The organism is Sinorhizobium sp. Y406 (assembly GCF_058732025.1).
Genome location: NZ_CM178974.1, coordinates 713679 through 737399, shown reverse-complemented (window position 1 = coordinate 737399; position 23721 = coordinate 713679). Strand labels below are relative to the sequence as shown.

The window sequence follows — 23721 nt, the reverse complement described above, 5'->3', positions numbered from 1 at the left end:
TACCATGACTCGGGAAAACACAGGAGAGTGTGAAATGAAAGCCGCGACCACAACAAAAACCCCGGCGGCGGATCTCGTCACGAAATACCGGCCGCTCGGCATCAAGGCCGTGCTCGCTGCCGCCCTGCAAGCCAAGGCCAAGCCGACGAACACTAAGAGCACCAAGCGCCGCACGTGAGCGCCTCCTCTAGAACAGCGACAGCTGGCCGCACCCGTCCCCACTCGGATCCTCGGTCTCCAATGCAGCCCCGGCGGCGGGCGTGACTTCTTCCTGAAGCTCGGGCCCCATATTCCCGACCTTGTTGACCCGATCGGAGACGGGGATCGCCTCGAAGAGCTCCTCAGCCGCCGGTACCATGAGATCCGCAACCTCGCGCGGTTCCTGCCTCCTGCAATCGAGCCAACGCGTGAAATCCTGCGGTTGGATAACGACCGGCATGCGGTCGTGAACGTGGCTGACCGCCCTGTTGGCGCTGGTCGTCAGGATGGCTGCGGTATCGACCTCCGAACCGTCCGCTGACGACCAGGTTTCCATGAGCCCGGCAAAGGCGACGATACCGCCCTCCTTCGGCCGGATCCAATAGGCCTGCGAGGCGCCCCGGCTGCCCCTTGGCGGCCGATGCCACTCGTAGAAGCCGGAGGCCGGAACCAGGATGCGGCGGTGCCGCATCGCACCCCGGAAGGCCGCCTTGTCCGCCACCGTTTCGGCACGGGCATTGATCAGCAGCGGGAAGCTGCGCGGGTCCTTCACCCAGCCCGGCGTGAATCCCCAGCGTGCGAGGAGCGCCTTGCGCTCCGGCAGATTGCTGCCGGGCTCCGGCCGCTCCGTGGCGATGACGACAAGGATCGGCTGCGTCGGAGCAATATTGAACCGCGCCGGAAAGCCCTCGACTTTCAGCAGCCCAAGCAGTTCCACCAATACTTCCGGCGTCGCCGTCAGCGCAAAACGTCCGCACATGACAGGGATGTGGCACTTCGCTTAAGGTGGGTCAACGACCCCATGCAATTCGATCCGGATTATGCAAAGCCAACCTGAACGCGCTTCCTCCGCCATTCTCGAACGGGACGGACGCTATCTCCTCGTCCGGCGGGCCAATCCACCCGCAGCCCAGATGTATGCTTTCCCGGGCGGTCGCGCCGAGGCCGGCGAAACGCCGGCGGAAACCGCCCTTCGCGAGTTGGCGGAGGAGACCGGCATAAGGGGATGCAATCCCGTGCTTTTCGAGGTTTACGACCTTCCCCCGCGACGAACCGAGAGCCGTCACTTTCTCCTATCCGTCTTCACGGTCGAGGCGGACGCCGCCTGTGTAGCTATTGCCAGTGACGACGCCTTGGATGTCGGCTGGTTCACGCCGGACGAAATCTTTGCCTTGCCCGTTCCGAAAAGCGTTCGTGACTGCGTGGAGAAGCTGGTTCGCATCCGGACGACGGCCTGCCCGGAATAGGACGCGGACATCCATCGAAGATGGTCCGCCTGCATCCAGTTGTGTATTTCGCGCCAGCTCGGGCTTCAAAAAATGCTCGTGTTCTCCCGTTGCACAGGCTTGAAACCAGACCCGATTCGGCTTTGATGGAGCGATGACCGCTGCATCGCTTCCAATACGGCTGTTCCTGACCTGCGTGACGCTTGCCTTGGCGGCAGCCGCTGCCGCCCAGGACGCGCCGCCCGCCGAGACACCCCCGCCGGCCGTCGAGGCGAAACCGCCGCCCTATGAACAGCGCCTGTTGCGGCTCGCCGAAATACTGGGTTCGGTCCATTACCTGCGCAATCTCTGCCTGGCGAAACCCGAAGACACCTGGCGGCAATCGATGCAGGCGTTGATCGACCGTGAGACGGCAGGCGAACCGAAACGACGCGAGCACATGACCGCCGCCTTCAACCGGGGCTATCGGACATTTGCCTCCGTCTACAGCGCCTGCACCGAGTCGGCGACACTCGCCGAGGCGCGATACCGTGCCGAAGGCGCAACACTTGCTTCAGAAATCGTGGCACGCTTCGGGAATTAACAGGATATTAACCCCTTTTTCCGCGAGCCCGTGTCGTTTCGGGAAAAGGCTGCTAAGTTGTTAAGACAGTGGTAAGGAGTGCCCGGCCTGTCTGCCCGTTCAGTTGCGGTTCAGCAGAGAGGCGCTAGCTTAGGCCGAGTATAGCTGATGGAACCCGCATGGATCGAATGATGGAACCAAGCCTGACCGACATTGACGACATGATCGTCCACGAAAAAATGCAGGCGGCCCTGGAACACCAGAACGAAGCCTGGGCGGACGGTATGGCCGACGGAATCGAGCCGGAAATCATCGCCGACGCGGCCATTGCGCTGGCAATGCGGGAAACCGTTCGGCTCCACGGCGAAGAGGGTGCCGAGGCCATGCTGAACTCTCTTCGCGAGCGGATGCTCGCTGGAGAATTTTCGCCACAGCGGACTCTACAGTAACGCCAGGACTGCCCATGAGCCGGACTTCAGCCTACCGGGCGACACCGGTGCGCCTCGTTGCGCTGCTGCTGGCAGGTGTCGTCCTGTCACCGACCGCGGTTGCGCCTGCATTCGCGCTCAGCGAATTGCGACCGGCCCCCGCTCCCGTTGCCGACGGGCAGAGCGATGCACCGGCACCTCGAGAGGCGCCCGAAGAGGCCGTCCCGCTTGAGATTCCAACACCTGACCCGTTGGTGAACGAAGGGGCGGGAGAGGCCATCGAAGAGGCTGCACCGGAGGTGGTCGAGCCGGTCGAGGTGCTGACGGATGTTTCCAAACTACCGGCACCCGTCGTCCGCATGCGCGAACTGATCGTCGAAGCCGCTGCGTCCGGAGACATCGAGAGGCTGCGCCCCCTGCTCGGCAAGGGTCCGACCCAGACGCAAGTCTCCGGCGCCGCCGGCGAGGAGGATCCGATTGCGGTGCTGAAGGGCCTGTCCGGCGACCAGGACGGCGTCGAAATTCTGGCGATCCTCCTCGACGTGCTTTCGACTGCTTTCGTTCTTGCGGACAAGGGCACGCCTGAGGAGGCCTATATCTGGCCCTATTTTGCCGAGAAACCTCTGTCGTCCCTGACGCCACCGGAGAAGGTCGATCTGTTCCGCCTCGTCACAGCCGGTGACTTCGCCGGCATGGAGGAACTCGGCAACTACAATTTCTATCGTGTGGGCATTGCGCCCGACGGCCGATGGCGGTTCTTCGTCGCCGGCGATTGACCGGCACGCTTGCTCTTGCCCACCGGAAATCCTACCTGTTCGAGAAACAGAACAGGATTCGAAGCCATGCCGAAGCTCTGCCTTGACAACCGTGCAGTGATCCGCGTTTCCGGACAGGACGCAGAAGCGCTGTTGCAGGGCCTGGTCACCACCGATATCGGTTCGCTGGCCGAGGGCGAAGCGAGTCCCGGTGCCCTTCTGACCCCGCAGGGCAAGATTTTTTTCGAGTTTCTGATCTCCCGCGACGGCGACAAATTCCGGCTGGAGACGACGAGCGATCAGGCCGAGGTGCTTCTAAAGCGCCTGACCATGTACAAGCTCAGATCAGCGGTGGAACTGTCGCTCGCCTCGCCAGCGCCGGTGACGGTCGTCTTCGGCGAGGAGCGACCGAGCGGCAGCTATCGCGACCACCGTTTTGAAAAGGCCGGCACGCCGGTGTTCCGGATTTATGCCGAGACGGCCGAAGCCGACGCGACCGTCGCCGATCTCGACGGCCTGAGGATCGCGGCGGGCGTCGCTGTCGCCGGTCGGGACTATGCCTTGCAGGACGCCTTTCCCCACGATGTGCTGATGGATCTGAATGGCGGTCTATCCTTCCGCAAGGGTTGCTATGTCGGGCAGGAGGTCGTTTCGCGCATGCAGCACCGCGGCTCGGCCCGGCGCCGCGTGGTGATCGTCGCCGGCGAAATGGCCCTCCCGCCGACAGGCACGAGCATCTCCGCCTCCGGGCGGCCGATCGGCGCGCTCGGGACGGTGCGCGGCAAGGCCGGGCTCGCGATCGTGCGCATCGACAAGGCGGGGGAAGCGATGGCGAAGGGGGAAGCGATCCTTGCCGGCGATGTGCCCGTGATGCTGACGCTGCCCGGCTGGACCGGACTCGTCTTTCCGGCGGATACCGATGAGGCAAGCGCATGACGAATGCGCGAGCCTGGCAACGGATGCTTTCCGGTCGGCGGCTCGATCTGCTCGACCCCTCGCCGCTCGACGTCGAACTGGCCGACATCGCCCACGGACTCGCCCGCGTTGCGCGCTGGAACGGGCAGACGACCGGCGATCACGCCTTTTCCGTCGCCCAGCACAGCCTGCTCGTAGAGGAGATTTTCCGGCGCACCAATCGCTGCAGTGCCGACGACTGCCTGATGGCGCTGCTCCACGATGCGCCGGAATATGTGATCGGCGATATGATCTCACCTTTCAAGGCCGTGGTCGGTGGCGGCTATAAGGCGGTGGAAAACCGCCTGGAGAGCGCGGTGCATCTGCGCTTCGGTCTGCCGGCGCACACGCCCAGGGAACTTAAGGATCGGATCAAGAAGGCCGACCGCGTCGCCGCCTATTTCGAGGCGACGGAAATTGCCGGCTTCTCGCCCGAAGAGGCCCGGAAGTTCTTCGGTCAGCCGCGCGGCATTACGCGCGAGACCCTGCTGATCGATCCGCTGCCGGCGATCGAGGCACAACGCCTTTTTTCCGCCCGTTTCGGCACGCTCGAGAATGAGCGCGCCAAGGCGAAGCACGAGAGCGTGACATGACAGGCATCGTCGTGTCGCCGCTCGCACGCATAGCGGAAATGGCGGTTCGCCACCGCTGCCGCGAAATGGTCAGCCTGCTTGCGAAGGGGCAGGATTTCCATCGCCCTGCGGTGATCGACGGCACGAAACATCTGACGATCGGCGTCAACGACATCAGCTTCGCCGGGACGGGCGACCTCGTAGCGCCGCAGGAGACCCACGTCGAGCAGATCGTCGAATTCGCGCGGCAATGGGATCGTGCGCGACCGCTCCTCGTCCATTGCTGGATGGGCGTTTCGCGCTCACCGGCCGCAGCGCTGATCGCGGCACTTGCCGTCGAGCCCGATCAGGACGACGTGGTGCTGGCGACGCGGCTGCGGGTGGTGTCGCCCTTCGCGACGCCGAACACCCGGCTGGTGGAAATTGGGGATCATGCGTTATCGCGCAAGGGAAGGCTGATCGCGGCGGTACGAGCCATCGGCCGCGGCGCGGAGGCCGACGGCAATGCGCCCTTCCTCCTGCCACTTCGCCCGGAGATGTCCATGCATGCCGGCTGACGCACAACCCGCTACGGTCGAGATCGGCCTCAATGCGGTCATCGTCGCCGTCGTCAACCGCAGCCCGCGCATTCTCGCCGTCAGCGAAACCGATGGCGACGTGCGCGACGGCCTGCCCTTCGGGCCCTTCGATCCGGCGCGCCACCGCACTTTCGAGGAGAGCCTTCGCGCCCGCGTCGAGAAGCGGACCGCGCTGAAGCTCGGCTATATCGAGCAGCTCTATACCTTCGGCGATCGCGGTCGGCAGCGTCTTCCTGGCGAGGAAGGCAAGCACATGGTCTCCGTCGGCTATCTCGCGCTGACGCGCACCGACGCCGAGAACAACGAACGGCTGGCGGAGGCAGGCGCCCATTGGCGGGACTGGTACCGTTATCTGCCTTGGGAAGACTGGCGGCAGGGTCGCCCGGCAATTCTCGACCAGGCGATCCTGCCTGCGCTCGCCCAATGGAAGATTGCCCAGGCCGACAAGGAGAAATCCGTCTCGAGCGCACAGCGCCGAGCGCGCCTGCGCCTCGCTTTCGGTCTCGATGACTTCCCCTGGGACGAGGAGCGCGTGCTGGAGCGGTACGAGCTGCTTTACGAGGCGGGGCTGGTGCGGGAGGCCGTGATCGACGGTCATTGCCGCGGCCCCGGCGGTTCGGCGGTCGGGCTCGCCATGCGGCACGATCATCGCCGCATCGTTGCCACCGCCATCGCCCGGCTGCGCGGCAAGATCAAGTACAGGCCCGTCGTCTTCGAACTGATGCCGCCGGAATTCACGTTGACCCATCTGCAGGCGACTGTGGAGGCAATCTCCGGCCAGCACCTGCACAAACAGAATTTTCGTCGGCTGGTCGAGGGCGCCGAACTCGTCGAAGCCACGGGAGGAACGCTGGCGTCGACCGGTGGCCGGCCCGCGGCACTTTTCCGCTTCAGACGGCAAATTCTCGACGAGCGGCCCGCTCCGGGCCTTAAGGTCGGAGGCCGATAAACGTCACCTGATGACGGCGCAGGCCAATCGTTCGCCGCCACCGCCGTCCGGCTGGCTGCGGTTGTCGTCGGAATTCTGGTGGATCACCAAAGCGCGGCCGCGGATCGCCGTCCCCGTTTCATCAAGCGATACGAAGCTGTTGAACACGTGGGCACGCAGGACACCGTCGGCGCCGACATATTGGTTCGGCAGATCGCCGGCATGCGGGCCGTTTGCCGCGAGGAATCCGTGTTCGGCGTTTTCGTCTTCACCGGCAAAGTGGCTTCCCGCAGACTTGAAGCTCTCCGCAGGGTCGCAATTCCCCATTTCGTGCACGTGGAAGGCAACCCAGGTGTCCTTCGGCAGGCCGCTGACCTCCACCTCAAGCAGCACGCCCTTGCCGCCGGCCGTCAGGGTCGCCCGCCCCGTCTCCTTGCCATCCTTGCCGATGAAATCGGCGGTTGCCGTCTGAGATGATTGTTGTGCGGCCGCAGCGGTTGCCAGTCCCGCCGCGAAGGCGACGACAGCTATCGTCCTGATCATCATCAATCCTTCCTTGCTCTCGGCTCCAAGACGGCAACGCATGGCTGCCGACCTCGTTCCCCTGCCCGGATGGATTTTGCCGGAGCCACCGCTGGCTCGGGTTCGGCTAGATCGAAATATCGAGCCCGATATCGAGCGTCGGCGCCGCCATGGTGATCTTCGAGGTGGAGATATAGTCGACGCCCGTTTCGGCAATCGCGCGGATCGTGTCGATCTTGACATTGCCGGAGGCCTCGAGCCGGGTGCGGCGCGGATCGCCCGGGTATACGGCGGCGCCGAGTCCCCAATGAGCGGCGTTTATCAAGACGGCTTCGCGGAGCAGGTCCGGATCCATATTGTCCAGCAGGATCACGTCCGGCCCGGCGGTCAGCGCCTCGCGCATCTGAGCGAGGCCATCGACCTCGACCTCGACCTTCACCAGATGACCGCAATAGGCGCGCGCGGCGCGAATGGCGTCGGCGACCCCTCCGGAAACCGCGATGTGATTGTCCTTGATCAGCACCGCGTCATCGAGCCCGTAGCGGTGGTTGGAGCCGCCGCCGAGGCGCACGGCATATTTCTCGAGCGCCCGCAGGCCGGGGATGGTCTTGCGCGTGCAGCAGACCTTCGCCGCCGTGTGGGCAATCTCGTCGGCGAATTTTGCCGTATAGCTGGCGATGCCCGACAGATGCATAAGAAAATTGAGCGCTACGCGCTCCGCCGACAGCAGGCAGCGGGCGCGACCGGATATCCGGGCGATGGCCGTTCCCGCTGCCACGCGTTCCCCCTCGTTAACCAGGGCTTCGAAACTGATCGACGGATCGATGAGGCGGAAGGCGGTGCGTGCCAGTTCCAGGCCCGCAATGACGCCCGCTTCGCGCCCGCGCATTTCGGCCGTGGCCGCCATATCCGGTCCGACGGTCGCAAGCGTGGTGATGTCGCCAGCGCGGCCGAGGTCTTCCAATAGAGCGTTTCTCACCTGCTCCTCGACCATGAGAGCGGGGAGTTCGGGACGAAGGGCGACGGTCATGACGGAGTTCCCCATTGTCTGAATCCACGGTGGCGCGGGGTCACGCCGGCTCGGTTTCGGCGACCTCGGCCGCCAGCCGCTCCGCCTGCGCCAGTGTCAAATAGGTGCGGCGCCGCCATTCGGGTCGCTCTTCCGGGCAATCGGCGCGGAAATGGCCGCCCCGGCTCTCCGAGCGCTGCAAGGCGGCAACGGCGATGAGCTTGGCCGTGGTGACGATATTGGCGAAGCGCAACCGCGTGTTGGCGCGCTCCAGCTCGGCGATCTCGCGGATGGAACGAGCCAGGCTCTCGCGCGTGCGCACGACGCCGACGCACTCGCTCATCAGCGCACGCAAGCGCTTGAATGGCGGACTGTCGTCGACCGTCACCGGATCGTCGTTCTCGCCGGCATTGTCGCCCCATTCGGTGAGCTTCGGCGCCGGCAGGGCGCCCTTGATGTTGTCGGCGATGCGCGCGGCAAAGACGACCGCTTCAAGCAGCGAATTCGAGGCAAGCCGATTGGCGCCGTGGACGCCGGTGGAAGTGACTTCGCCCGCAGCCCAGAGGCCATCGATCGAGGTCCTCCCCTCTCCGTCGGTGAGCACGCCGCCCATATGGTAGTGCACCGCCGGCGCGACCGGGATCGGCTGTTCCACCGGGTCTATGCCGGCCGCGATGCAGGAGGCATAGACGGTCGGAAACATCTCGGGGAAATGCTTGCCGACGGCCCTGGTGCAATCGAGGAAGGCGCCGCGCCCGGCCTGCACTTCGGCGAAGACGCCGCGGGAAACGACATCGCGCGGGGCAAGCTCTCCGTCCGGATGAATGTCGAGCATGAAGCGTTGGCCTTTGGAATTGACGAGAATGGCGCCATCGCCGCGCAGCGCCTCGGTGGCGAGCGGTGCCGGATCCTTGCCGATATTGATCGCGGTCGGGTGGAACTGCACGAATTCGGGATCGGCGATGATGGCGCCGGCCCGCGCCGCCATGCCCACGCCCTGGCCACAAGCCTCCCAGGGATTGGTGGTAACCGCGAAGAGGTGACCGACACCGCCCGAGCAGAGGACGACGGCGCGCGCCGGAAAGGATACCCGCCTCTTCGACTGACCGGCATCAGGCCTGGCCACGACACCGGAAATGAAACGGCCTTCGCGCACCAGTTCCTCAACCACGTAACCTTCCAGCACGCGGATCGAAGGGGTGCCGCGCACGGCGGCGATCAGCGCCTCCATGATGGCCCGGCCGGCCATGTCACCCTTGACGCGGACGATGCGCCGCTCGGAATGCGCGGCCTCGCGCGAAAGCAGGAGCCTGCCCTCGAGATCCCGGTCGAAGGGCACGCCGTATTCGAGCAGATCGTGGATGCGCGCCGGTCCCTCGGCGACCATCATACGCGTCATCTTCTCGTCGACGATGCCGGCTCCGGCGGCGACCGTATCGGCGACGTGCTTCTCGTACGTGTCGCCCGTGCTCATCGCCGCGGCGATCCCCCCTTGCGCCCAGGCGGAGGAGGCGCCGTGGCCGATCGGCGCGGCAGCCAGGACGGTGACGGGCCGCGGCGCGAGCTTCAGCGCGCAGAAAAGCCCCGCAAGGCCCCCGCCGACGATGACGATATCATCGATCCCATTGAAGGATTGCGGACGGAAATGGTCGGTCAGCATGGCGCGGTCACTCCTTCGACGGCCTGCATGGGCTGGCTCTGCAGCCGATATTACTGCTTGAGGTTCACCATGCGCTCGACGGCCAGGCGCGCGCGGTCGGCGATGGCGGGATCCACCAGAACCTCTTCCGTCATGTCGAGCAGGCTGTCGAGGATCTTCGGCAGCGTGATGCGCTTCATGTGCGGACAGAGATTGCAGGGTTTGACGAAGTCGACGCCTTGCACCTCCGCCTGGATATTGGACGCCATCGAGCATTCGGTGACGAGCAGCACGCGGCCGGGCCGCCTGTCCTTGACGTAGTTGATCATGCCCGAAGTCGAACCGGAGAAATCGCAAACGGCGATCACGTCCGGATGGCATTCCGGATGGCCAATGATCTCGATGCCCGGATTGGCCTCCTTGTAGGCGAGGAGTTCGGCCGCGGTGAAGCGCTCGTGAACCTCGCAATGACCCTTCCAGGTGAGAATCTTCTTGTTGGTCTGGCGGGCGACGTTCATCGCCAGGTATTCGTCCGGGATGCAGAGCACGGTGTCGGATTCGAGGCTTTCGACAACCGCCAACACGTTCGACGAGGTGCAGCAGATATCGGTCTCGGCCTTCACCTCGGCCGAGGTGTTGACGTAGGTGACGACCGGAACGCCGGGATAGCGCTCCTTCAAGAGCCGCACATCGGCACCGGTGATCGATTCCGAGAGCGAGCAACCGGCCCTGGCGTCGGGGATCAGCACCGTCTTGTCCGGATTGAGCAGCTTGGAGGTTTCGGCCATGAAGTGCACGCCGCACTGGACGATGATCTCGGCATCCACCTTGGTGGCGTCGCGCGCGAGCTGTAGCGAATCGCCGACGATATCGGCAACGCAATGGAAGATGTCCGGCGTCTGGTAATTGTGCGCCAGGATGACGGCGTTGCGTTCTTTCTTCAGCCGGTTGATGGCGTGGATATAAGGCGCATAGGCTGCCCATTCTATCGGCGGAATGAAATCCTTGACCTTTTCGTGGAGATGCTCGGTCTCGCGGGCGACCGCCGGGGTGTAGGCGAGGTCCGGCCTTTCGATGACGCCGAAGCGCGCCGCAGCGCTCACGAATGCTGGCGCAGACGCCGCGGCCGTGCGAAGGTCAAGTCTGCTCATCGAGCTCTCCTTTTGCCGTTCTCGGCTCGACCAATTATGCTCAATGTGAGCATAATTGGCTTAAAACAAAAGCGGCTGGGGGCCGCCGAACTGATTTAGAAAGTTTTGTGACAGATTTCAAGCGTCGCAAACAGGCAGTGCGCCCGGCGCTGCCGGACGCACCCTCTCGATGTCAGGCCATAGCCGGGCGGGCGACGCCGCGTTCTTCGATCGGCCAGTGAACGATCGCCGCGAGGACGCCGAGCGCGACGCCGAGCCACCAGACAGGATCGTAGGATCCGAAGCGGTCGTAGAGATAGCCGCCCATCCAGACCCCCAAAAAGGAGCCTACCTGGTGGGAAAGGAAGACGATGCCACCGAGCAGGCCGAGATGGCGCGTTCCGAACATTATCGCCACGAGCGCGTTGGTCGGCGGCACGGTCGAAAGCCACAGGAGACCCATGGCAATCGCGAAGACGATGACCGACATCGGCGTTTGCGGCAGCAGGAGAAAGGCCGTCACCACGACCGAGCGTCCAAGATAGATCCACGCCAGGAAGTAGGGCTTCGAATAGCGCTGGCTGATGATGCCGGCGGACAGAGAGCCGATAATGTTGAAGAAGCCGATCAGCGCAAGCGCGATCACCGCATAACGGGCATCGATGCCGATGTCGCCGAGATAGGCCGGGAAATGTGCCGTGATGAAGGCCACCTGATAGCCGCAGACGAAGAAGCCGGAGACGAGCAGCAGATAGCTCCGATGGCCGAGCGCTTCCTTTACGGCCTCGCCAATGGTCTGCGCGGACAGCGCTTCGGAGTGCCTCCCCGAACTGGCATTGCCGCGCAGCGGGACGGCGATGAGCGGCACGAGCAGCATCAGGAGGCCGAGATAGACGAGACTGTCGGACCAGCCATAGGCTGAAATCAGCCCCTGGCTCAGCGGCGCGAAAAGAAACATGCCGGCCGAGCCCGCCGCAGTGCCGATGCCGAAGACGAGCGCACGACGGTCCGGCGCGACATTGCGTGCGAAGGCTGAGAGCACGATGCCGAAGGAGCCGGACGCGACGCCGAGACCGACCAGCACGCCGCCGCCGATATGCAACCAGATCGGCGCATTGGCGAAGGCCATGATGACGAGGCCGCTTGCGTAGAGAAGGCCCGAAAGCGCCAGCGTGCGCCAGGTGCCGAACTTGTCGGCGATGGCGCCGAAGAACGGCTGGCCGAGACCCCAGCAGAGGTTCTGGATTGCCATGGCAAGACCGAAGGTCGTCCTGTCCCATCCGGTGTCGGCGAGCATGGGCAACTGGAAGAAGCCCATGGCCGAACGCGGACCGAAGGTCAGCATCGCGATCATGGAACCGGCGGCAATGATCAACCAGGGCAGACTGCCATGATCTGCCGTACGCACGGCTGGGGTGACTGCGGACATGGGGAGGCTCCGATCTATTGAGGGGCCATCCTATGAGCACGCTTTAATTGCGCAAAACCAATTAAATTGACGATTGGATCACAGGAATTGATGACGTTCCTGCAGCCGTGCCAATCCGCATTTCAGGCGCTGTCGCGCAACTTCATCGGCCAACGCTCCTTCCGATAGCGTCCGACGGTCGCCACATCGCCGAGGTTTACCGTCCCTTCGCCGCGCGGTACGGCATTCCAGCCGAAGAGGACGCCGGGAACGCGGCGATCGGCGGACATGCGTTTTTCCGAAAGGCCCTGGATCGGATTGCCGCCGATGCGCTCCCCGGTCGTCTGATCCTGCGTGGTCATGATGCAACGCGAACAGGGCTTGACGAGATCGACTACGATGCCGCCGATCTCCAGGCTCTCCCAAAGATCCTCCGCCCAGGGCTCGTCACAGTCGATCAGGATGTTGGTACGGAAGCGCTCCATGCCGACCGGCTCCTGCCCTTTTTCGACGAGGGTGCGATTGAGGTCGGCAAGCGAACCGGTCGTCGTGATCAGGATGGGAAAGCCGTCGGCAAACCCGACCGGCGCCGCCGATCCCGCCCATTCGGCGCCGACGAAGCGCTCAGCTTCTTCGTCCATATGGACGAGCTTGAGGGACCGTCCGAACCATCCGGAGAGCGCTTCATTGGCTGCCTCGTCAGCCAGCGCGGCATTCACGTCGCTCGACCAGACGCGGACTGCAAGTCGCCGGTCCGGATCGAAGCGGGCGGACAGTGCGCTGCCGTTCATCTTCAGATGCACGCCGCGGTCGACCGGCACCGCTTCCACCTGCGCCAGCGCCTGCAATTCGCGCTGGGTGATGAAGCGGCCGCCGGGCTCGACCAGCATGAAACGCCGGTCGCCCACGAGGCCGTCGAGTTTGACCGTCACCGAGGTTTGCGGAATGGCGCGCCCGCTTTTCAACGGGTGAATGTTGAGGCCGGTCACTTTCATCGCGCACTTCCAGGTTCAGAAACAGAATCAATTTTTTCCTAATCCGATTCATGGAAGCGCCGCAACCCGTTGAAAGAGCTGAGCTTCGGTGGTCTCCGAGCCGCCGGTGGTGCCCGACCAGCGTCAGACCGCCGCATTCGGCCGCAAGCTCTTTCCGGACATCGCATCGAAGACATGCAGTTTTCCTGCGCCGGCGGCGACGGCGATCTGCTGCCCCGGCTTGAAATCATAACGATCGGAGAAGAGCGCGACGATCTCGCCATTGCCGTAGCGCAGAAACACCGTCGTCTCAGATCCCGTTGGCTCGGTTACGTTCACGGTCGTCTGAAGGCCATTATCGGCAAGCGCCAAGTGCTCCGGTCGAACCCCGAGTAGGACGGTCTGCCCATCCGTCGCCTCCGGCTTGAAGCCGAGCGGGATCCGGTCACCGGCCTCGGTCACAAAAAGGTTGCCAGCCGCCGCGTATGCTCCCTTCAGGAGGTTCATGGCAGGCGAACCGATGAAAGTCGCCACGAAGGTGTTGTCCGGACTGTCGTAAAGCTCGAGCGGCGTGCCGATCTGTTCGACCTTGCCGCTTTGCATGACCACGATCTTGTCGGCCATGGTCATCGCCTCGACCTGGTCATGGGTCACGTAAATGGTTGTCGTCTTCAGTCGCTGGTGTAGTTCCTTGATTTCCTTGCGCATCTGTACGCGTAGCTTCGCGTCCAGGTTCGACAACGGCTCATCGAACAGGAACACCCGCGGGTCGCGCACGATCGCCCGCCCCATGGCCACGCGCTGGCGCTGGCCGCCGGACAGTTGGCGCGGATACCGGTCGAGGTAGGGAACGAGGTCCAATGTCTCCGCTGCGGCCCGCAGGCGCTCCTTGATGACATCGGCTGGCCGCTTCTGCAGCCGCAAAGCGAATACCATGTTCTCCGCGACGGTCTTATGCGGATAGAGAGCATAGCTCTGGAAGACCATGGCGATATCGCGATCCTTGGGCGGCAGATTGTTGACGACCTTGTCGCCGATCGCAATGGTCCCGCTCGTGATGCTTTCAAGCCCAGCGACCATCCGCAGGAGGGTCGACTTGCCGCAGCCGGAAGGCCCGACCAGCACGACGAACTCCCCATCGGCGATATCGATGTCCACGCCGTGAAGCACGTTCAGGGTACCGTAAGCCTTCAGCACCCTGGAAATCTTGACTCCAGCCATCTCGCTCCCACTCGCTCTCATGGCCAGGCGTAGCCACGGCCGCTCCCTGCATGAATCTCCACGTCGCCGGAGCGGGCAAAACAAGCCAGCGCCCTTCTCGGAAGACCCCTGCAGCCTCCTCCGTGAAACGTTTCATTGCCTTGTTGACATTTTCTCTTCGCCGCCTGATCCTCACCACCGAGACCGAGAGGAGCGGTTTCAATCAAGATATGAAACGTTTCATTTCTTGCTTACCAAATAGTTCCGCCCGTGGCCAGCGCTAATGGCCAGCCTGACAAAGGTCGCGCCGGGCGGCAACGAGATAAGGGTGGAGGAGCCTCTTATGAAAGTCGAAATCTACGAAGCGTTGATGCGTCGCCAGGCGAACCGCCGCGACGTCCTGCGGGGCACCGCAAGCGCTGCGGCGTTGGTCGGGCTCACAGGCGTCCTGGGCGGCATTCCCACGAGGGCCTCGGCCGAGGACGACCTGCGGGCGCAGATCCTGAAAATTCCGGGCGTCGGCAAGGGCGCTCCGACGGATGCCGATTGGCAGAAGGTCGGCGAGCTCTGCCTCGCCCCGACCAAGGCCAACGTGGCGGAGGGTGAGTTCGCAGGGGTCGAACTCACCTTCATGGGCCTCAACAACCAGAACCTTCATAACTTCCTTTTCCGCGGCTTCCTGAAGCCGTGGGAGGCCTATACGGGTGCCAAGATCAACTGGATCGACCTGGCCCAGGCCGACTATAACGCACGCCTGCAGCAATCGATCGCGACCGGCACCGTCGATTTCGACATCATCGAGATGGGCGCCCCCTTCGAAGGCGATACAGCGGGCCGCGGGCTCCTGGACGAAATGCCCGATTGGGTCGCAGCGCAGATCGACGCGGACGACCTCGTGGGTTACCTGAAGCCACCGGTCGGAACCTGGGACGGCAAGACCTACCGCGTAACGATCGATGGCGACTGCCATACCTTTTCCTACAGGAAGGACTATTTCGGCGAAGGCTCGATCAGCGGCCGCGCCGAACCGCCGAAGACCTGGCAGGAGGTCAATGAAGTCTCCAAGGCTCTCATCGGCAAGTCGGATCCCCTGACGGGTCTGGCGGCCTACGGCTATCTCGATCCGCTGAAGGGCTGGGGCGGCTTCGGCTTCTACTTCCTTGAGAACCGCGCGACCGCCTATGCCAAGTATCCCGGCGATCCCGCCTGGCTGTTCGACCCAGACACCATGAAGCCGCTCGTCAACAACCCGGCCTGGGTCCAGGCGATCCAGGATGTGATGGACCTGATCGCCGCCAATGCCTATCCGTCCGACCAAATCAATGCGGACCCCGGTACGACGGCATTCTCTCAGTTCCTCGCAGGCACCGGCTCCATGCTGATGTGGTGGGGCGACGTGGGCTCGAGCGCTCGCACTTCCGACACCTCGGTCGTCGGCGATGTCGTCGGCTTCGGCATCAATCGCGGTTCCAACCGCGTGTACAACCGCAAGAGCGGCCAGTGGGAAGAGACCTACAACGAAGCGCCGAACATGGCCTATCTCGGCTGGGGGATTTACGTCACCAAGCGGGTGTCCGGTGACGAGAAGAAGCGCAAGGCCGCGTGGTCGGCAGCCGCACATTTGGGCGGCAAGGATCTTTCGCTGTGGACATCGGCCTATCCGTCCGGCTTCCAGCCCTATCGGCAGTCCCACTTCGACTATGACGAGTGGCAGGCAGCCGGCTATGATCGTGCCTATATCGAGGACTACCTCGGATCGAATGCCGACAGCTACAACCACACCAATGCCGCCATCGAGCCCCGCATCCCCGGCATCTTTCAATACTACTCCGTCGCGGAAGACGAGCTGGCAAAGGGCTTTGCCGGACAATATAAGTCGGCCCAGGAGACCGCGGACGCGATTGCCGCCGCCTGGGAAAAGATCACCGACCAGATCGGCCGCGAGAGCCAGTTGAAGCTCTATCGGGCGAGCCTTGGACTTTAATGGAACAGCGCCACCGGCGGAGCGGAAATCCGCCTCCGCCGGTGGCAATTCTGTCCGAGGGATAACATGACGACGCTCGATCGCGATTTGCTGCACACAGTCGAAGCCGATTCCATTTCTCCAGGCCGCCACTTCTGGGGCCGCGCGGCGCTTTGGCTGAGCGCCATCTGGCTTGCCACGTCCTTTGCGCTGCAAGCGGCCCACGAATCGGGATGGATCGCCTTTGGCTTCGAGAACTGGCGCCCGGTTCTCTATGCCTATATTCTCTGGGCGATCGTCCTGTGCGTGACGCGCGTCGTCCTTTATGGCGAGGCCGGGAAGAAAGCGCTGTTCGTCCTGCCGGCCGCACTCTTCGTCGTCTCGATGGTCGTCTTCCCGCTGTTGTTCGCGCTCTGGGTCGGCTTTTCCGACTGGAACCTGGCATCGCTGACCGGGCGGCAATTCAACGGGCTCGACAATCTGCGCCGCATGCTCAGCGATCCCTTCTACGCCAATGCTCTGCTCAACATGGTGCTCTACTGCCTGGCGATCGCGGTCGAATACGCAATCGCCTTCGGGCTCGCATTGCTCCTGAGCCAAAACATTGCCGCGCGAAAGTTCTGGCGCGTCACATTCCTCGTGCCGCTGATGCTTTCGCCCGTCGCGGTCAGTTGGATGGTCGGCAAATCGATGCTGGAAATCCGCTTCGGCCCGATCGCGAGGCTTGCCCGCTGGCTTGGCTGGGAGAACCCCTCCTTCTTCGGCGACCCGCTGACCGCCAGGCTTTCCATCATGATCATGGACGCCTGGACCTTCATTCCATTCATGATGATCATGCTCCTCGCCGGCCTTCAGGCCCTGCCCCGGGAGGTTCTGGAGGCGGCAGAGGTCGACGGCGCCACCCGTTGGCAGCGCTTCTGGAAGGTCATCTTCCCGCTGATGCTGCCGGTCTCGGTGACGGCCGTCATGATCCGCATCATCTTCAAGCTGAAGCTCGCCGACATCATCATAACGGTCACCGCGGGCGGCCCCGGTGGCGCGACCGACTCGGTTACAAGCTTCATCTATCGCGAATACCGCGACCGTTCGAACGTCGGATACGGCACGCTGCTCGCGATCGTGTACCTGGTGATCATCGTATTCGGCATGACCATGCTCTTGAAGCTATCGGACCGGATCGTTCGGCAATTGACGGGAAGGCTGTGATGGTTTCGATCGACTTCGACAAATATGCCCGCGGCCAGCGCCTTCGCTGGTGGGCGATGCGCTTCGTCGTCTACGGGCTGCTCGCGGCCTGGGCCGTGATTTGCATGTTCCCGCTCTTCTGGACGGTCTCAACCTCCTTCAAGACGGCTGCGGATGTGATGAAGGGCAATCTGGTCCCATGGTTCGATTTCACGCCCAGTTGGCTCGGCTGGCGTTCGCTCGGGCTTTCGCCCGACACGATCGTCAATGTGTCGACCGTACGCGAGGAATTCATGCGCCGGCTGTGGAACAGCATGATCATGTCGATCACCGCCTCGGGCCTGGCGGTCGTCCTGGGTTCGCTCGCCGCCTACGGCCTCAGTCGCTTTTCCTACAAGTTCGGATATATGCGCAATTCCGACATCTCGTTCTTCTTCCTTTCCCAGCTCATCATGCCGCCCGTGGTGCTGGCGCTGCCGTTTCTGGTCCTCTACAAGGAGCTTGCTCTGCTGGACACATATGTCGGCATGATCGCGGTCTATACACTCATGGTCCTGCCGATCGTGATCTGGATCATGCGCGACCAGTTCGCGACCGTGCCGGTGGAGCTCGAGGAGGCGGCGCTCGTCGATGGTCTTTCCATATGGGGAGCCTTCCTGCGGATCATCGTGCCTCTCGTCCTTCCAGGCATGGTGGCCGCCTTCATCCTCTCGCTGATCCTGTGCTGGAACGAATATTTCTTCGCGGCGCTGCTGACCTCGACCAACACGAACACCCTGCCGGTGATGATCGCCAGCCAGACCGGCAGCCAGGGCATCAACTGGTGGTCCATGGCTGCACTTTCGACCGCCGGAATCCTTCCACTGGTCTTCGTGGGCGTCCTGCTCGAGAAACATATCATTGCAGGCATGACCGCCGGAGCGGTGAAGTAGATCCGGCGGGTATCGAACATGCGCAGAATGCCCACAGTCAAGGATGTCGCCGAGCAGGCGGGCGTCTCGGTCGGGACCGTCTCCCGCGTGCTCGCCGGGGAAGCGGCGGTAAAGCCTGCCCTGCGCGAGAAGGTGACCGATGCGATCGCGGCACTCGGCTACCGACCGAACGTCACCGCGAGGGCGCTGCGCACCAGCAAGACCGATGTGATCGGCCTGATCGTTCCGGATATCACCAATCCATTTTTCGCGCAGATGGCCGCGAGCATCGAAAGCGCCGCCATGCAGCGCAAGCATACGGTGATGCTGGCGAGTTCGCACAACGACCCCGAGGCCGAACGCCACCACATATCGGCATTTCTGGATCGCTCCGTGTGCGGCATCATCGTGGCTGCTTCCAGCCAAGGCCCGCATCTGCCCGGGGACCTGCCGATCCCGATCATCTCGCTGGACCGGCGTTTCGCCGACTTCCCCTTGGTGTCGACCAACCACGCCCAGGCGGCGTCCTTGATGGCGGATCACCTTTACGGGCTCGGGCATCGCCGGATCGCCTATATTGCTGGGCCGCCCGATACGGAGGTCGGGCGGCTGAGACAGCAAGGCTTCGTCGATCGGCTCCGCCGTCTCGGCGAAACCGGCGAGGCAGTCGATCTGACGATCTACCCGGGGAAATTCGACTACGAATCCGGCGAGATGATCGCCCGCGAAGTCCTGTCCCTGGCGCCCGACAAGCGTCCGACGGCCATTGCCGCGGCGAGCGATCAACAGGCAATCGGTGCGTTGCGAGCGGCAAGCGACCTGAAGATCGATGTTCCGCGCGAGCTGTCGATTGCCGGCTTCGACGATATTTCGCTCGCCAAACTCGTCGTTCCCCGGCTGACCACGGTGTGTCAGCCGGTGGAAAAGCTGGCAATGCGCGCCGTGGCGCTTCTTTTCGGCGGATCTTTCACCGCCAAGGACGAGATGATCGACGGTTCACTGATCGCGCGTGGCTCCACGGCGCCGCGATGCGATTGAAACCGGATAGGAACACGGCCGGTGACCGGCCGCCAACGGGGAGAAACAAATGAGCGGACGCAGCGGAATTGTCATTCTCGGGATCTTCGCCGCCGATACTGCCTATACCGCCAAGCGGATGCCCCATATCGCTGAGACGCTGCTCGGTTCGGATTTCAAGCTCGGCCCGGGCGGCAAGGGGTCAAACCAGGCGATTGCCGCGGCCAAGGCCGGCGGCAAGGTGACTTTCATTTCCCGTATCGGCAACGACCCCTTCGGCGACATGGCGCTTTCCGCCTATGCGGCGGCCGGCGTCAAAGCCAATGTGATGAAGATGGAAGGCGTCTCGACCGGTGCCGCATTCATCTTCGTCAACGAGGACAATGGCGACAATGCGATCATCGTCGCTCCAGGCGCGGCCGGACTGATCGGCGTCGAGGACGTGGACGCCAACAGGGCGGAGATCGAAAACGCCGCCATATTCATGACCCAACTGGAACAGCCGCTGGAGGCGGCGGTCCACGCACTCTCCATTGCGAAGCGCGCCGGCGTGACGACGGTCTTCAACCCGGCGCCCGCCCAAACCATTCCGGACGAGATCTACACATTGTGCGACTATGTCGTGCCCAACGAGGTGGAGGTCGCCCATCTCGTCGGCCATGCCGTCGAGACCGACGAACAGGCACGCGCTGCGGCCGAGCTTCTGCTCCGCAAAGGAGCGGGCTGCGCCATTATCACGCTCGGCCCCCGCGGCGCACTCTACCACAGCACCCAACAGAGCGTCCTGGTTCCGGCCTTTTCAGCTGGCAAGGTCGTCGATACGACCGGCGCCGGCGATGCTTTTCTCGGAGGCTTCGCCGCGTCGCTGTCGGAAGGGAACACTCCAGTCGAGGCGGTTCGATTTGGCTGCGCCACGGCTGCGATTGCAGTGACCCGCTCCGGAACGGCTCCCGCCATGCCCTTGCGCGCCGAAATCGACGAGCTTCTGTCCAGCCGCACGCGATTCTAAGAAGTTAGCGCGCATGCGGGCGGAAACCCGCGCACACTATTCCTCATGCCGCGCTAAATTTCGTCGAGCACCATGGCGAGCACGCCGCGCAGCCGCTGCTGGCGCTCCCGCGCCAGGCGCCGGCCGGCGGCCGTCTGGAAGCCGTCAGCGAGGCGAAACAGCTTCGTTTCGAAGTGATCGATTGCGAAGGCCTTGTCGTCGAGCGGCCGGTCCTCGGCGAGCGGATCGAGCGGATCGTAAAGACCGCTGCCCATGCGCCCGGCGATGTAGAAGCAGCGGGCGGCGCCGATCATGCCGATGGCGTCGAGCCGGTCGGCGTCCTGGAGGATCTTCGCCTCGAGCGTTTCCGGCGGAATGTTGGCGGAAAAGCTGTGCGTCAAAATTGCGTGGGCGACGGGCGAGATTTCCGCCGTACGCCAGCCGAGCCCGTCGAGGACCTGCCATGCCTTTTCTGCGGCAAGCCGCGAGGCCTCGGCACGCTGCGGCGAATTCTTCTCGACAGCCACGCAATCATGCAGCAGCACCGCGGCTGCGAGTTGGCGCGCCTTGCCGCCCTCCTCCGCGCGGATGCGCACGGCGTTCCTCCAGACCCGGATGAGATGTGCGGCATCGTGCGAGCCATCATCACCGGAAAAGGCATGCGGCAGGAGCTCATCCGCAAGCTCTTCAAACGGCGAAAAGGCGGCAGCAAGCGTGGCAGGACGGCTCATGCGCGGTGCGCCCCCTCGCCGGCCGTGCTCGCCGCAGCCCCGGATGCAACATCGAGGCCGCGGCTCGATAGGATCCGCTGATAGAAGAGCCCGATGCCGATCAGCACGCCGCCAAGACCGATGAAGGAGAGCGCCCTGAGGAAGCCCTCGAGGTTCGACATGTCGATCAGGAAGACCTTCAGAACCGCTATGAAGACGAGCACGGCCGAGGCGACACGGATGCTTTTCGCGTTGAAGCGCGAGCCGGCCATGAGCAGGAAAACCCCGAGCGCCAGCCAGACGACCGAATAGGTATAGGTTTCACCCGGAAGGAAGCCCTTCCAGTCGGCAACACTCTGGCCCTGCCAGAAGCGGCGCACGCTCAGGCTCGCCCACGCGAAGGCAAGGACGGCGCCGCTGCCGGCGAGCGCCATCACATAGGGCAAGGGGCGCCTGCCGCGAGCGTACCAGGCAAGCAAGGCATAGCCGAATGCCGGCAGCAGATAACCGATAAACAAGAGATCGAAGAAGGGAAGGGACCCTAGCAGCTCGCCGCTGAAAAAGGGGTTCAGTCCGACGAGATGCGCGGCGAGGACCGACAGCATCGATAGAGTTCCAAGGGCCATGCTGCCGTAGCGGAAGACCGGGCTCGGCGACCTGCCGTCGAGAGTCATCAGGATGCCGGAGGCGCCGATGGCGAGCAGCGTATAGATCGATTGCTCGCCGAGCGTCGGAACGGAACTGTCGAGCACGCCGCCATTCATCGCATGGCGCACAAGGATCGCAACCGTCAGGAGCGCGAAGAGGCACGCGAGTGCCTGCAGGAGGTTCACCACGCGCCTGTCTCGCGCGTTCCGCAGGAAATAGGCGCAGGCGACAAGCAGCAGCGCCGGGATGCCGTAGCCCGGCAGAAGCGCGTTGAAGACGGGTGTGGTGCCGAGGCTGCCCGGGCCGACGATCGTCGGCTCCCAGGCTATGCGCCCGAGCACGACCACGGCTGAAGCCGCGGTTACCCAGGGCAGGATCGGCCGGTTGCGAAACCGGGTCGCGAAGCTGTATCCCGCCCCGAGAAGCGCAATGGCAAGCGTCGTGACGAGACCGTCCGTCCAGGCATGGAGACCGATGACGAACAGGCCGAAGGATCCGAGGACCAGGAGCGCGGCATCGGCATCGATGCCTTCGCCCGGTTCCGTACCGCGCCGATAAAGCCATTCGGCGAGCGCCAGGAGAAACAGGCCCCCGGCGAAAGCGGCAAGCCCATGCGGCAAGTCGAAGGCGAATGTGCCCGTCATCAGAAAGGACATGCCGACAAGGGCATTCGGCACGCCTGCGGCAAGGCAGGCCCAAAGAATGGCGAAATGCCGCTCCACCCGGAGCCTCCCGGCTAGAACCGCGGCCGCAAGCAACGGGAACAAAGCTGCCAGGGTCATCGCCGTCAGCATCGCAACGCGGCTCGGGATGACGATCTCCGGTGAGGGTGCCAACGGATCGAAATAGGCGAGCACGCCGCTGAACGCGGTCAGGCTCCAGGTGCCGGCGATCGCTGCGAAAGCGGCAAGCAACGCCGCGTAAACCGCCGTCGCCCGCAAGGCGCCCACCGCGGCAAGAGCCGCCGTCACGATCACGAATTCGGCAACCGGGATACGCAGGGCCTCGAGCGCCGGGCTGATGAACAGGAGCGCCAGGACTGCGGCGGCGATCGCTGCGGAGACAGTGATGGCCGCCTTTGGCGGTGCAAACAGCCGCTCCCAAGGGCCCGTGACTGCGTCCGCCGTATCGAAAGGCTCGCGCGGCAGATTGCCGGGCCAGACGAGCCCGATGCCAGCGATCATCACCAGAAGGGCGAAAGCGACCGGCGGAGCCTCGAAGGGCGCTTCGAGCGTGACATAGGCAAGCCCCCAGAGGCCAAGGCCCGCATTGGCGAGCGTCGGTACGACCGTCCATTGCTTGAGGCGCGAGGCGAGAAACGTCGCGAGCCAGGCGGTCGAGAGGAAACCGAACAGAACCCAGGGCCGCGGCTCGCCGCTCGAGACGAACAGGGGCGTGAGCAGCGATGCGAGCAGCCCAAGCCCGGCAAGTGCCTGTCCATGCAGCAGCGACAGGCCCACCGTGGCGAGCGAAATCAGCGCCAGCAGCAGGAAGGCCGTGGCCGTGCCGATATATGCGTAGATGCCATGAGCCGCATAGACGACGCCGAACAGCGTCACAGCACCGGCAGCCGTCAGCACGCCGGGGACCATGGCGTTGCGGAAGCGATCGGCGATCGTCGGCACCGCTTGGCGCCGAATAACCTCGCCCGCGAAGCCAAGAAGGAGACCGAAGGCGGCGGAAAGCGTCAGGCGGACGGCCGGGCTCAACAGTCCCGCTTCGATAGAATATTGCACGAGGAAGTAACCGCCCAGCGCCAGTGCGAGACCGCCGACCCAGACCGGCCACCGCCCGCCGATCCGGCTTTCGAGGCTCTCGACCGGCGCTGCTGCAATCGGCGCAGCCGCAGCGGCAGCCGGATCGCTGGTGGGGCTGCCCAGGCTCCCTTCGTCAGCCGCGGCGTCGCTGAAGATTCGCGCCCCCTCTCGCGCCTGCGACCACGGTCCGGCGGGGGGCGCTTCCTCCGGTTCGGTCTCATCCGCAGCCTCCAATGGCCTTTCTGCCTCGGACGGCAGATCCGTCGCCTGCCGTTTCGCGAGTCGGGCGATCTCCGCCTTCAGGTCCGTGATTTCCGCATCGAATCGCTTCGCGGCACCACGGCCACCGAGGAAGGCGGCAAGCGCCAGAATAAAGGCAACAATGGCAATGAGTTCGAGCATGGATCACCGACACCACAAGAGCTTGCGAAGGATTCGCACAGCTTGGCGTGGAATGCC

At 63.9% G+C, this 23721-nt stretch carries 24 protein-coding genes; 14 read left to right on the top strand and 10 right to left on the bottom strand.

The window, feature by feature from the left end:
• Positions 1-34 precede the first annotated feature (34 nt).
• Positions 35-178 carry a hypothetical protein gene (locus AC4P1R_RS03555; protein WP_492177436.1) on the top strand — a complete coding sequence of 48 codons (144 nt, stop codon included), beginning with the start codon at positions 35-37 and terminating at the stop codon, positions 176-178.
• A 9-nt stretch (positions 179-187) separates the two neighbouring features.
• On the opposite strand, the gene AC4P1R_RS03550 is transcribed toward AC4P1R_RS03555, so the two are convergent.
• On the bottom strand, positions 188-958 hold the full coding sequence (locus tag AC4P1R_RS03550) for an SOS response-associated peptidase (RefSeq protein ID WP_069460575.1): 771 nt from the start codon (positions 956-958) through the stop codon (positions 188-190).
• Positions 959-1016: 58 nt separating this feature from the next.
• On the opposite strand from AC4P1R_RS03550, the gene AC4P1R_RS03545 reads away from it, so the two are divergent.
• From AC4P1R_RS03545 to AC4P1R_RS03510, 8 genes are all read left to right on the top strand, one after another.
• The gene (locus AC4P1R_RS03545; protein WP_225192500.1) at positions 1017-1445 is read left to right on the top strand and encodes an NUDIX hydrolase; all 429 of its coding nucleotides are present in this window, start codon (positions 1017-1019) and stop codon (positions 1443-1445) included.
• Between the two features lie 133 nt (positions 1446-1578).
• Positions 1579-2007, top strand: coding sequence for a TIGR02301 family protein (locus tag AC4P1R_RS03540; RefSeq protein WP_069460573.1), 429 nt, complete (start codon positions 1579-1581; stop codon positions 2005-2007).
• Positions 2008-2165: 158 nt separating this feature from the next.
• Positions 2166-2435 carry a hypothetical protein gene (locus tag AC4P1R_RS03535; RefSeq protein WP_106407932.1) on the top strand — a complete coding sequence of 90 codons (270 nt, stop codon included), beginning with the start codon at positions 2166-2168 and terminating at the stop codon, positions 2433-2435.
• A 14-nt stretch (positions 2436-2449) separates the two neighbouring features.
• A complete protein-coding gene (locus AC4P1R_RS03530; RefSeq protein ID WP_069460572.1) occupies positions 2450-3190 on the top strand; it encodes a hypothetical protein in 741 nt (246 codons plus the stop codon).
• 66 nt (positions 3191-3256) lie between these two features.
• Entirely contained in the window at positions 3257-4105 is an 849-nt protein-coding gene (gene ygfZ / locus AC4P1R_RS03525) for a CAF17-like 4Fe-4S cluster assembly/insertion protein YgfZ (RefSeq protein ID WP_492177435.1), read from the top strand.
• On the top strand, positions 4102-4716 hold the full coding sequence (locus AC4P1R_RS03520) for an HD domain-containing protein (RefSeq protein WP_492177434.1): 615 nt from the start codon (positions 4102-4104) through the stop codon (positions 4714-4716). Before ygfZ ends, AC4P1R_RS03520 begins: the two co-directional genes overlap by 4 nt.
• Positions 4713-5252: a tyrosine phosphatase family protein gene (locus AC4P1R_RS03515; protein WP_069460569.1), complete on the top strand. Its 540-nt coding sequence runs from the start codon at positions 4713-4715 to the stop codon at positions 5250-5252. The genes AC4P1R_RS03520 and AC4P1R_RS03515 overlap by 4 nt, the downstream gene beginning before the upstream one ends.
• Positions 5200-6222, top strand: a complete 1023-nt coding sequence (locus AC4P1R_RS03510; RefSeq protein WP_069460568.1) for an NUDIX hydrolase — start codon at positions 5200-5202, stop codon at positions 6220-6222. Before AC4P1R_RS03515 ends, AC4P1R_RS03510 begins: the two co-directional genes overlap by 53 nt.
• A gap of 3 nt (positions 6223-6225) precedes the next feature.
• On the opposite strand, the gene AC4P1R_RS03505 is transcribed toward AC4P1R_RS03510, so the two are convergent.
• The 7 genes from AC4P1R_RS03505 to AC4P1R_RS03475 all read right to left on the bottom strand — a co-directional run bounded on the left by AC4P1R_RS03505 (position 6226) and on the right by AC4P1R_RS03475 (position 14104).
• On the bottom strand, positions 6226-6747 hold the full coding sequence (locus AC4P1R_RS03505) for a superoxide dismutase family protein (protein ID WP_492177433.1): 522 nt from the start codon (positions 6745-6747) through the stop codon (positions 6226-6228).
• Positions 6748-6850: 103 nt separating this feature from the next.
• A complete protein-coding gene (gene nadC, locus AC4P1R_RS03500; RefSeq protein ID WP_069460567.1) occupies positions 6851-7753 on the bottom strand; it encodes a carboxylating nicotinate-nucleotide diphosphorylase in 903 nt (300 codons plus the stop codon).
• A gap of 40 nt (positions 7754-7793) precedes the next feature.
• On the bottom strand, positions 7794-9392 hold the full coding sequence (locus AC4P1R_RS03495) for an L-aspartate oxidase (protein WP_151610988.1): 1599 nt from the start codon (positions 9390-9392) through the stop codon (positions 7794-7796).
• A gap of 50 nt (positions 9393-9442) precedes the next feature.
• Positions 9443-10522, bottom strand: coding sequence for a quinolinate synthase NadA (nadA, locus tag AC4P1R_RS03490; RefSeq protein ID WP_492177431.1), 1080 nt, complete (start codon positions 10520-10522; stop codon positions 9443-9445).
• 172 nt (positions 10523-10694) lie between these two features.
• Positions 10695-11930 carry an MFS transporter gene (locus AC4P1R_RS03485; protein WP_492177430.1) on the bottom strand — a complete coding sequence of 412 codons (1236 nt, stop codon included), beginning with the start codon at positions 11928-11930 and terminating at the stop codon, positions 10695-10697.
• Between the two features lie 122 nt (positions 11931-12052).
• On the bottom strand, positions 12053-12904 hold the full coding sequence (locus tag AC4P1R_RS03480; RefSeq protein WP_492177429.1) for an MOSC domain-containing protein: 852 nt from the start codon (positions 12902-12904) through the stop codon (positions 12053-12055).
• 123 nt (positions 12905-13027) lie between these two features.
• Positions 13028-14104, bottom strand: coding sequence for an ABC transporter ATP-binding protein (locus AC4P1R_RS03475; protein ID WP_492177428.1), 1077 nt, complete (start codon positions 14102-14104; stop codon positions 13028-13030).
• A gap of 322 nt (positions 14105-14426) precedes the next feature.
• Between AC4P1R_RS03475 and AC4P1R_RS03470 the strand changes: the two genes are divergently transcribed.
• The 5 genes from AC4P1R_RS03470 to rbsK all read left to right on the top strand — a co-directional run bounded on the left by AC4P1R_RS03470 (position 14427) and on the right by rbsK (position 20168).
• Entirely contained in the window at positions 14427-16067 is a 1641-nt protein-coding gene (locus tag AC4P1R_RS03470) for an extracellular solute-binding protein (protein ID WP_492177427.1), read from the top strand.
• 66 nt (positions 16068-16133) lie between these two features.
• A complete protein-coding gene (locus AC4P1R_RS03465) occupies positions 16134-17252 on the top strand; it encodes a carbohydrate ABC transporter permease (protein ID WP_151610984.1) in 1119 nt (372 codons plus the stop codon).
• Complete coding sequence (locus tag AC4P1R_RS03460) at positions 17252-18163, top strand: carbohydrate ABC transporter permease (RefSeq protein WP_069460560.1); 912 nt, start codon at positions 17252-17254, stop codon at positions 18161-18163. Before AC4P1R_RS03465 ends, AC4P1R_RS03460 begins: the two co-directional genes overlap by 1 nt.
• An 18-nt stretch (positions 18164-18181) precedes the next feature.
• Positions 18182-19180, top strand: a complete 999-nt coding sequence (locus AC4P1R_RS03455) for a LacI family DNA-binding transcriptional regulator (protein WP_069460559.1) — start codon at positions 18182-18184, stop codon at positions 19178-19180.
• Positions 19181-19229: 49 nt separating this feature from the next.
• Entirely contained in the window at positions 19230-20168 is a 939-nt protein-coding gene (gene rbsK / locus AC4P1R_RS03450) for a ribokinase (protein ID WP_492177426.1), read from the top strand.
• Positions 20169-20221: 53 nt separating this feature from the next.
• Here the strand turns inward: rbsK and AC4P1R_RS03445 are convergent, their stop codons facing one another.
• The gene (locus tag AC4P1R_RS03445) at positions 20222-20878 is read right to left on the bottom strand and encodes an HD domain-containing protein (RefSeq protein WP_069460557.1); all 657 of its coding nucleotides are present in this window, start codon (positions 20876-20878) and stop codon (positions 20222-20224) included.
• A complete protein-coding gene (locus tag AC4P1R_RS03440) occupies positions 20875-23664 on the bottom strand; it encodes a DUF2339 domain-containing protein (protein WP_492177425.1) in 2790 nt (929 codons plus the stop codon). Before AC4P1R_RS03440 ends, AC4P1R_RS03445 begins: the two co-directional genes overlap by 4 nt.
• Positions 23665-23721: the final 57 nt, after the last annotated feature.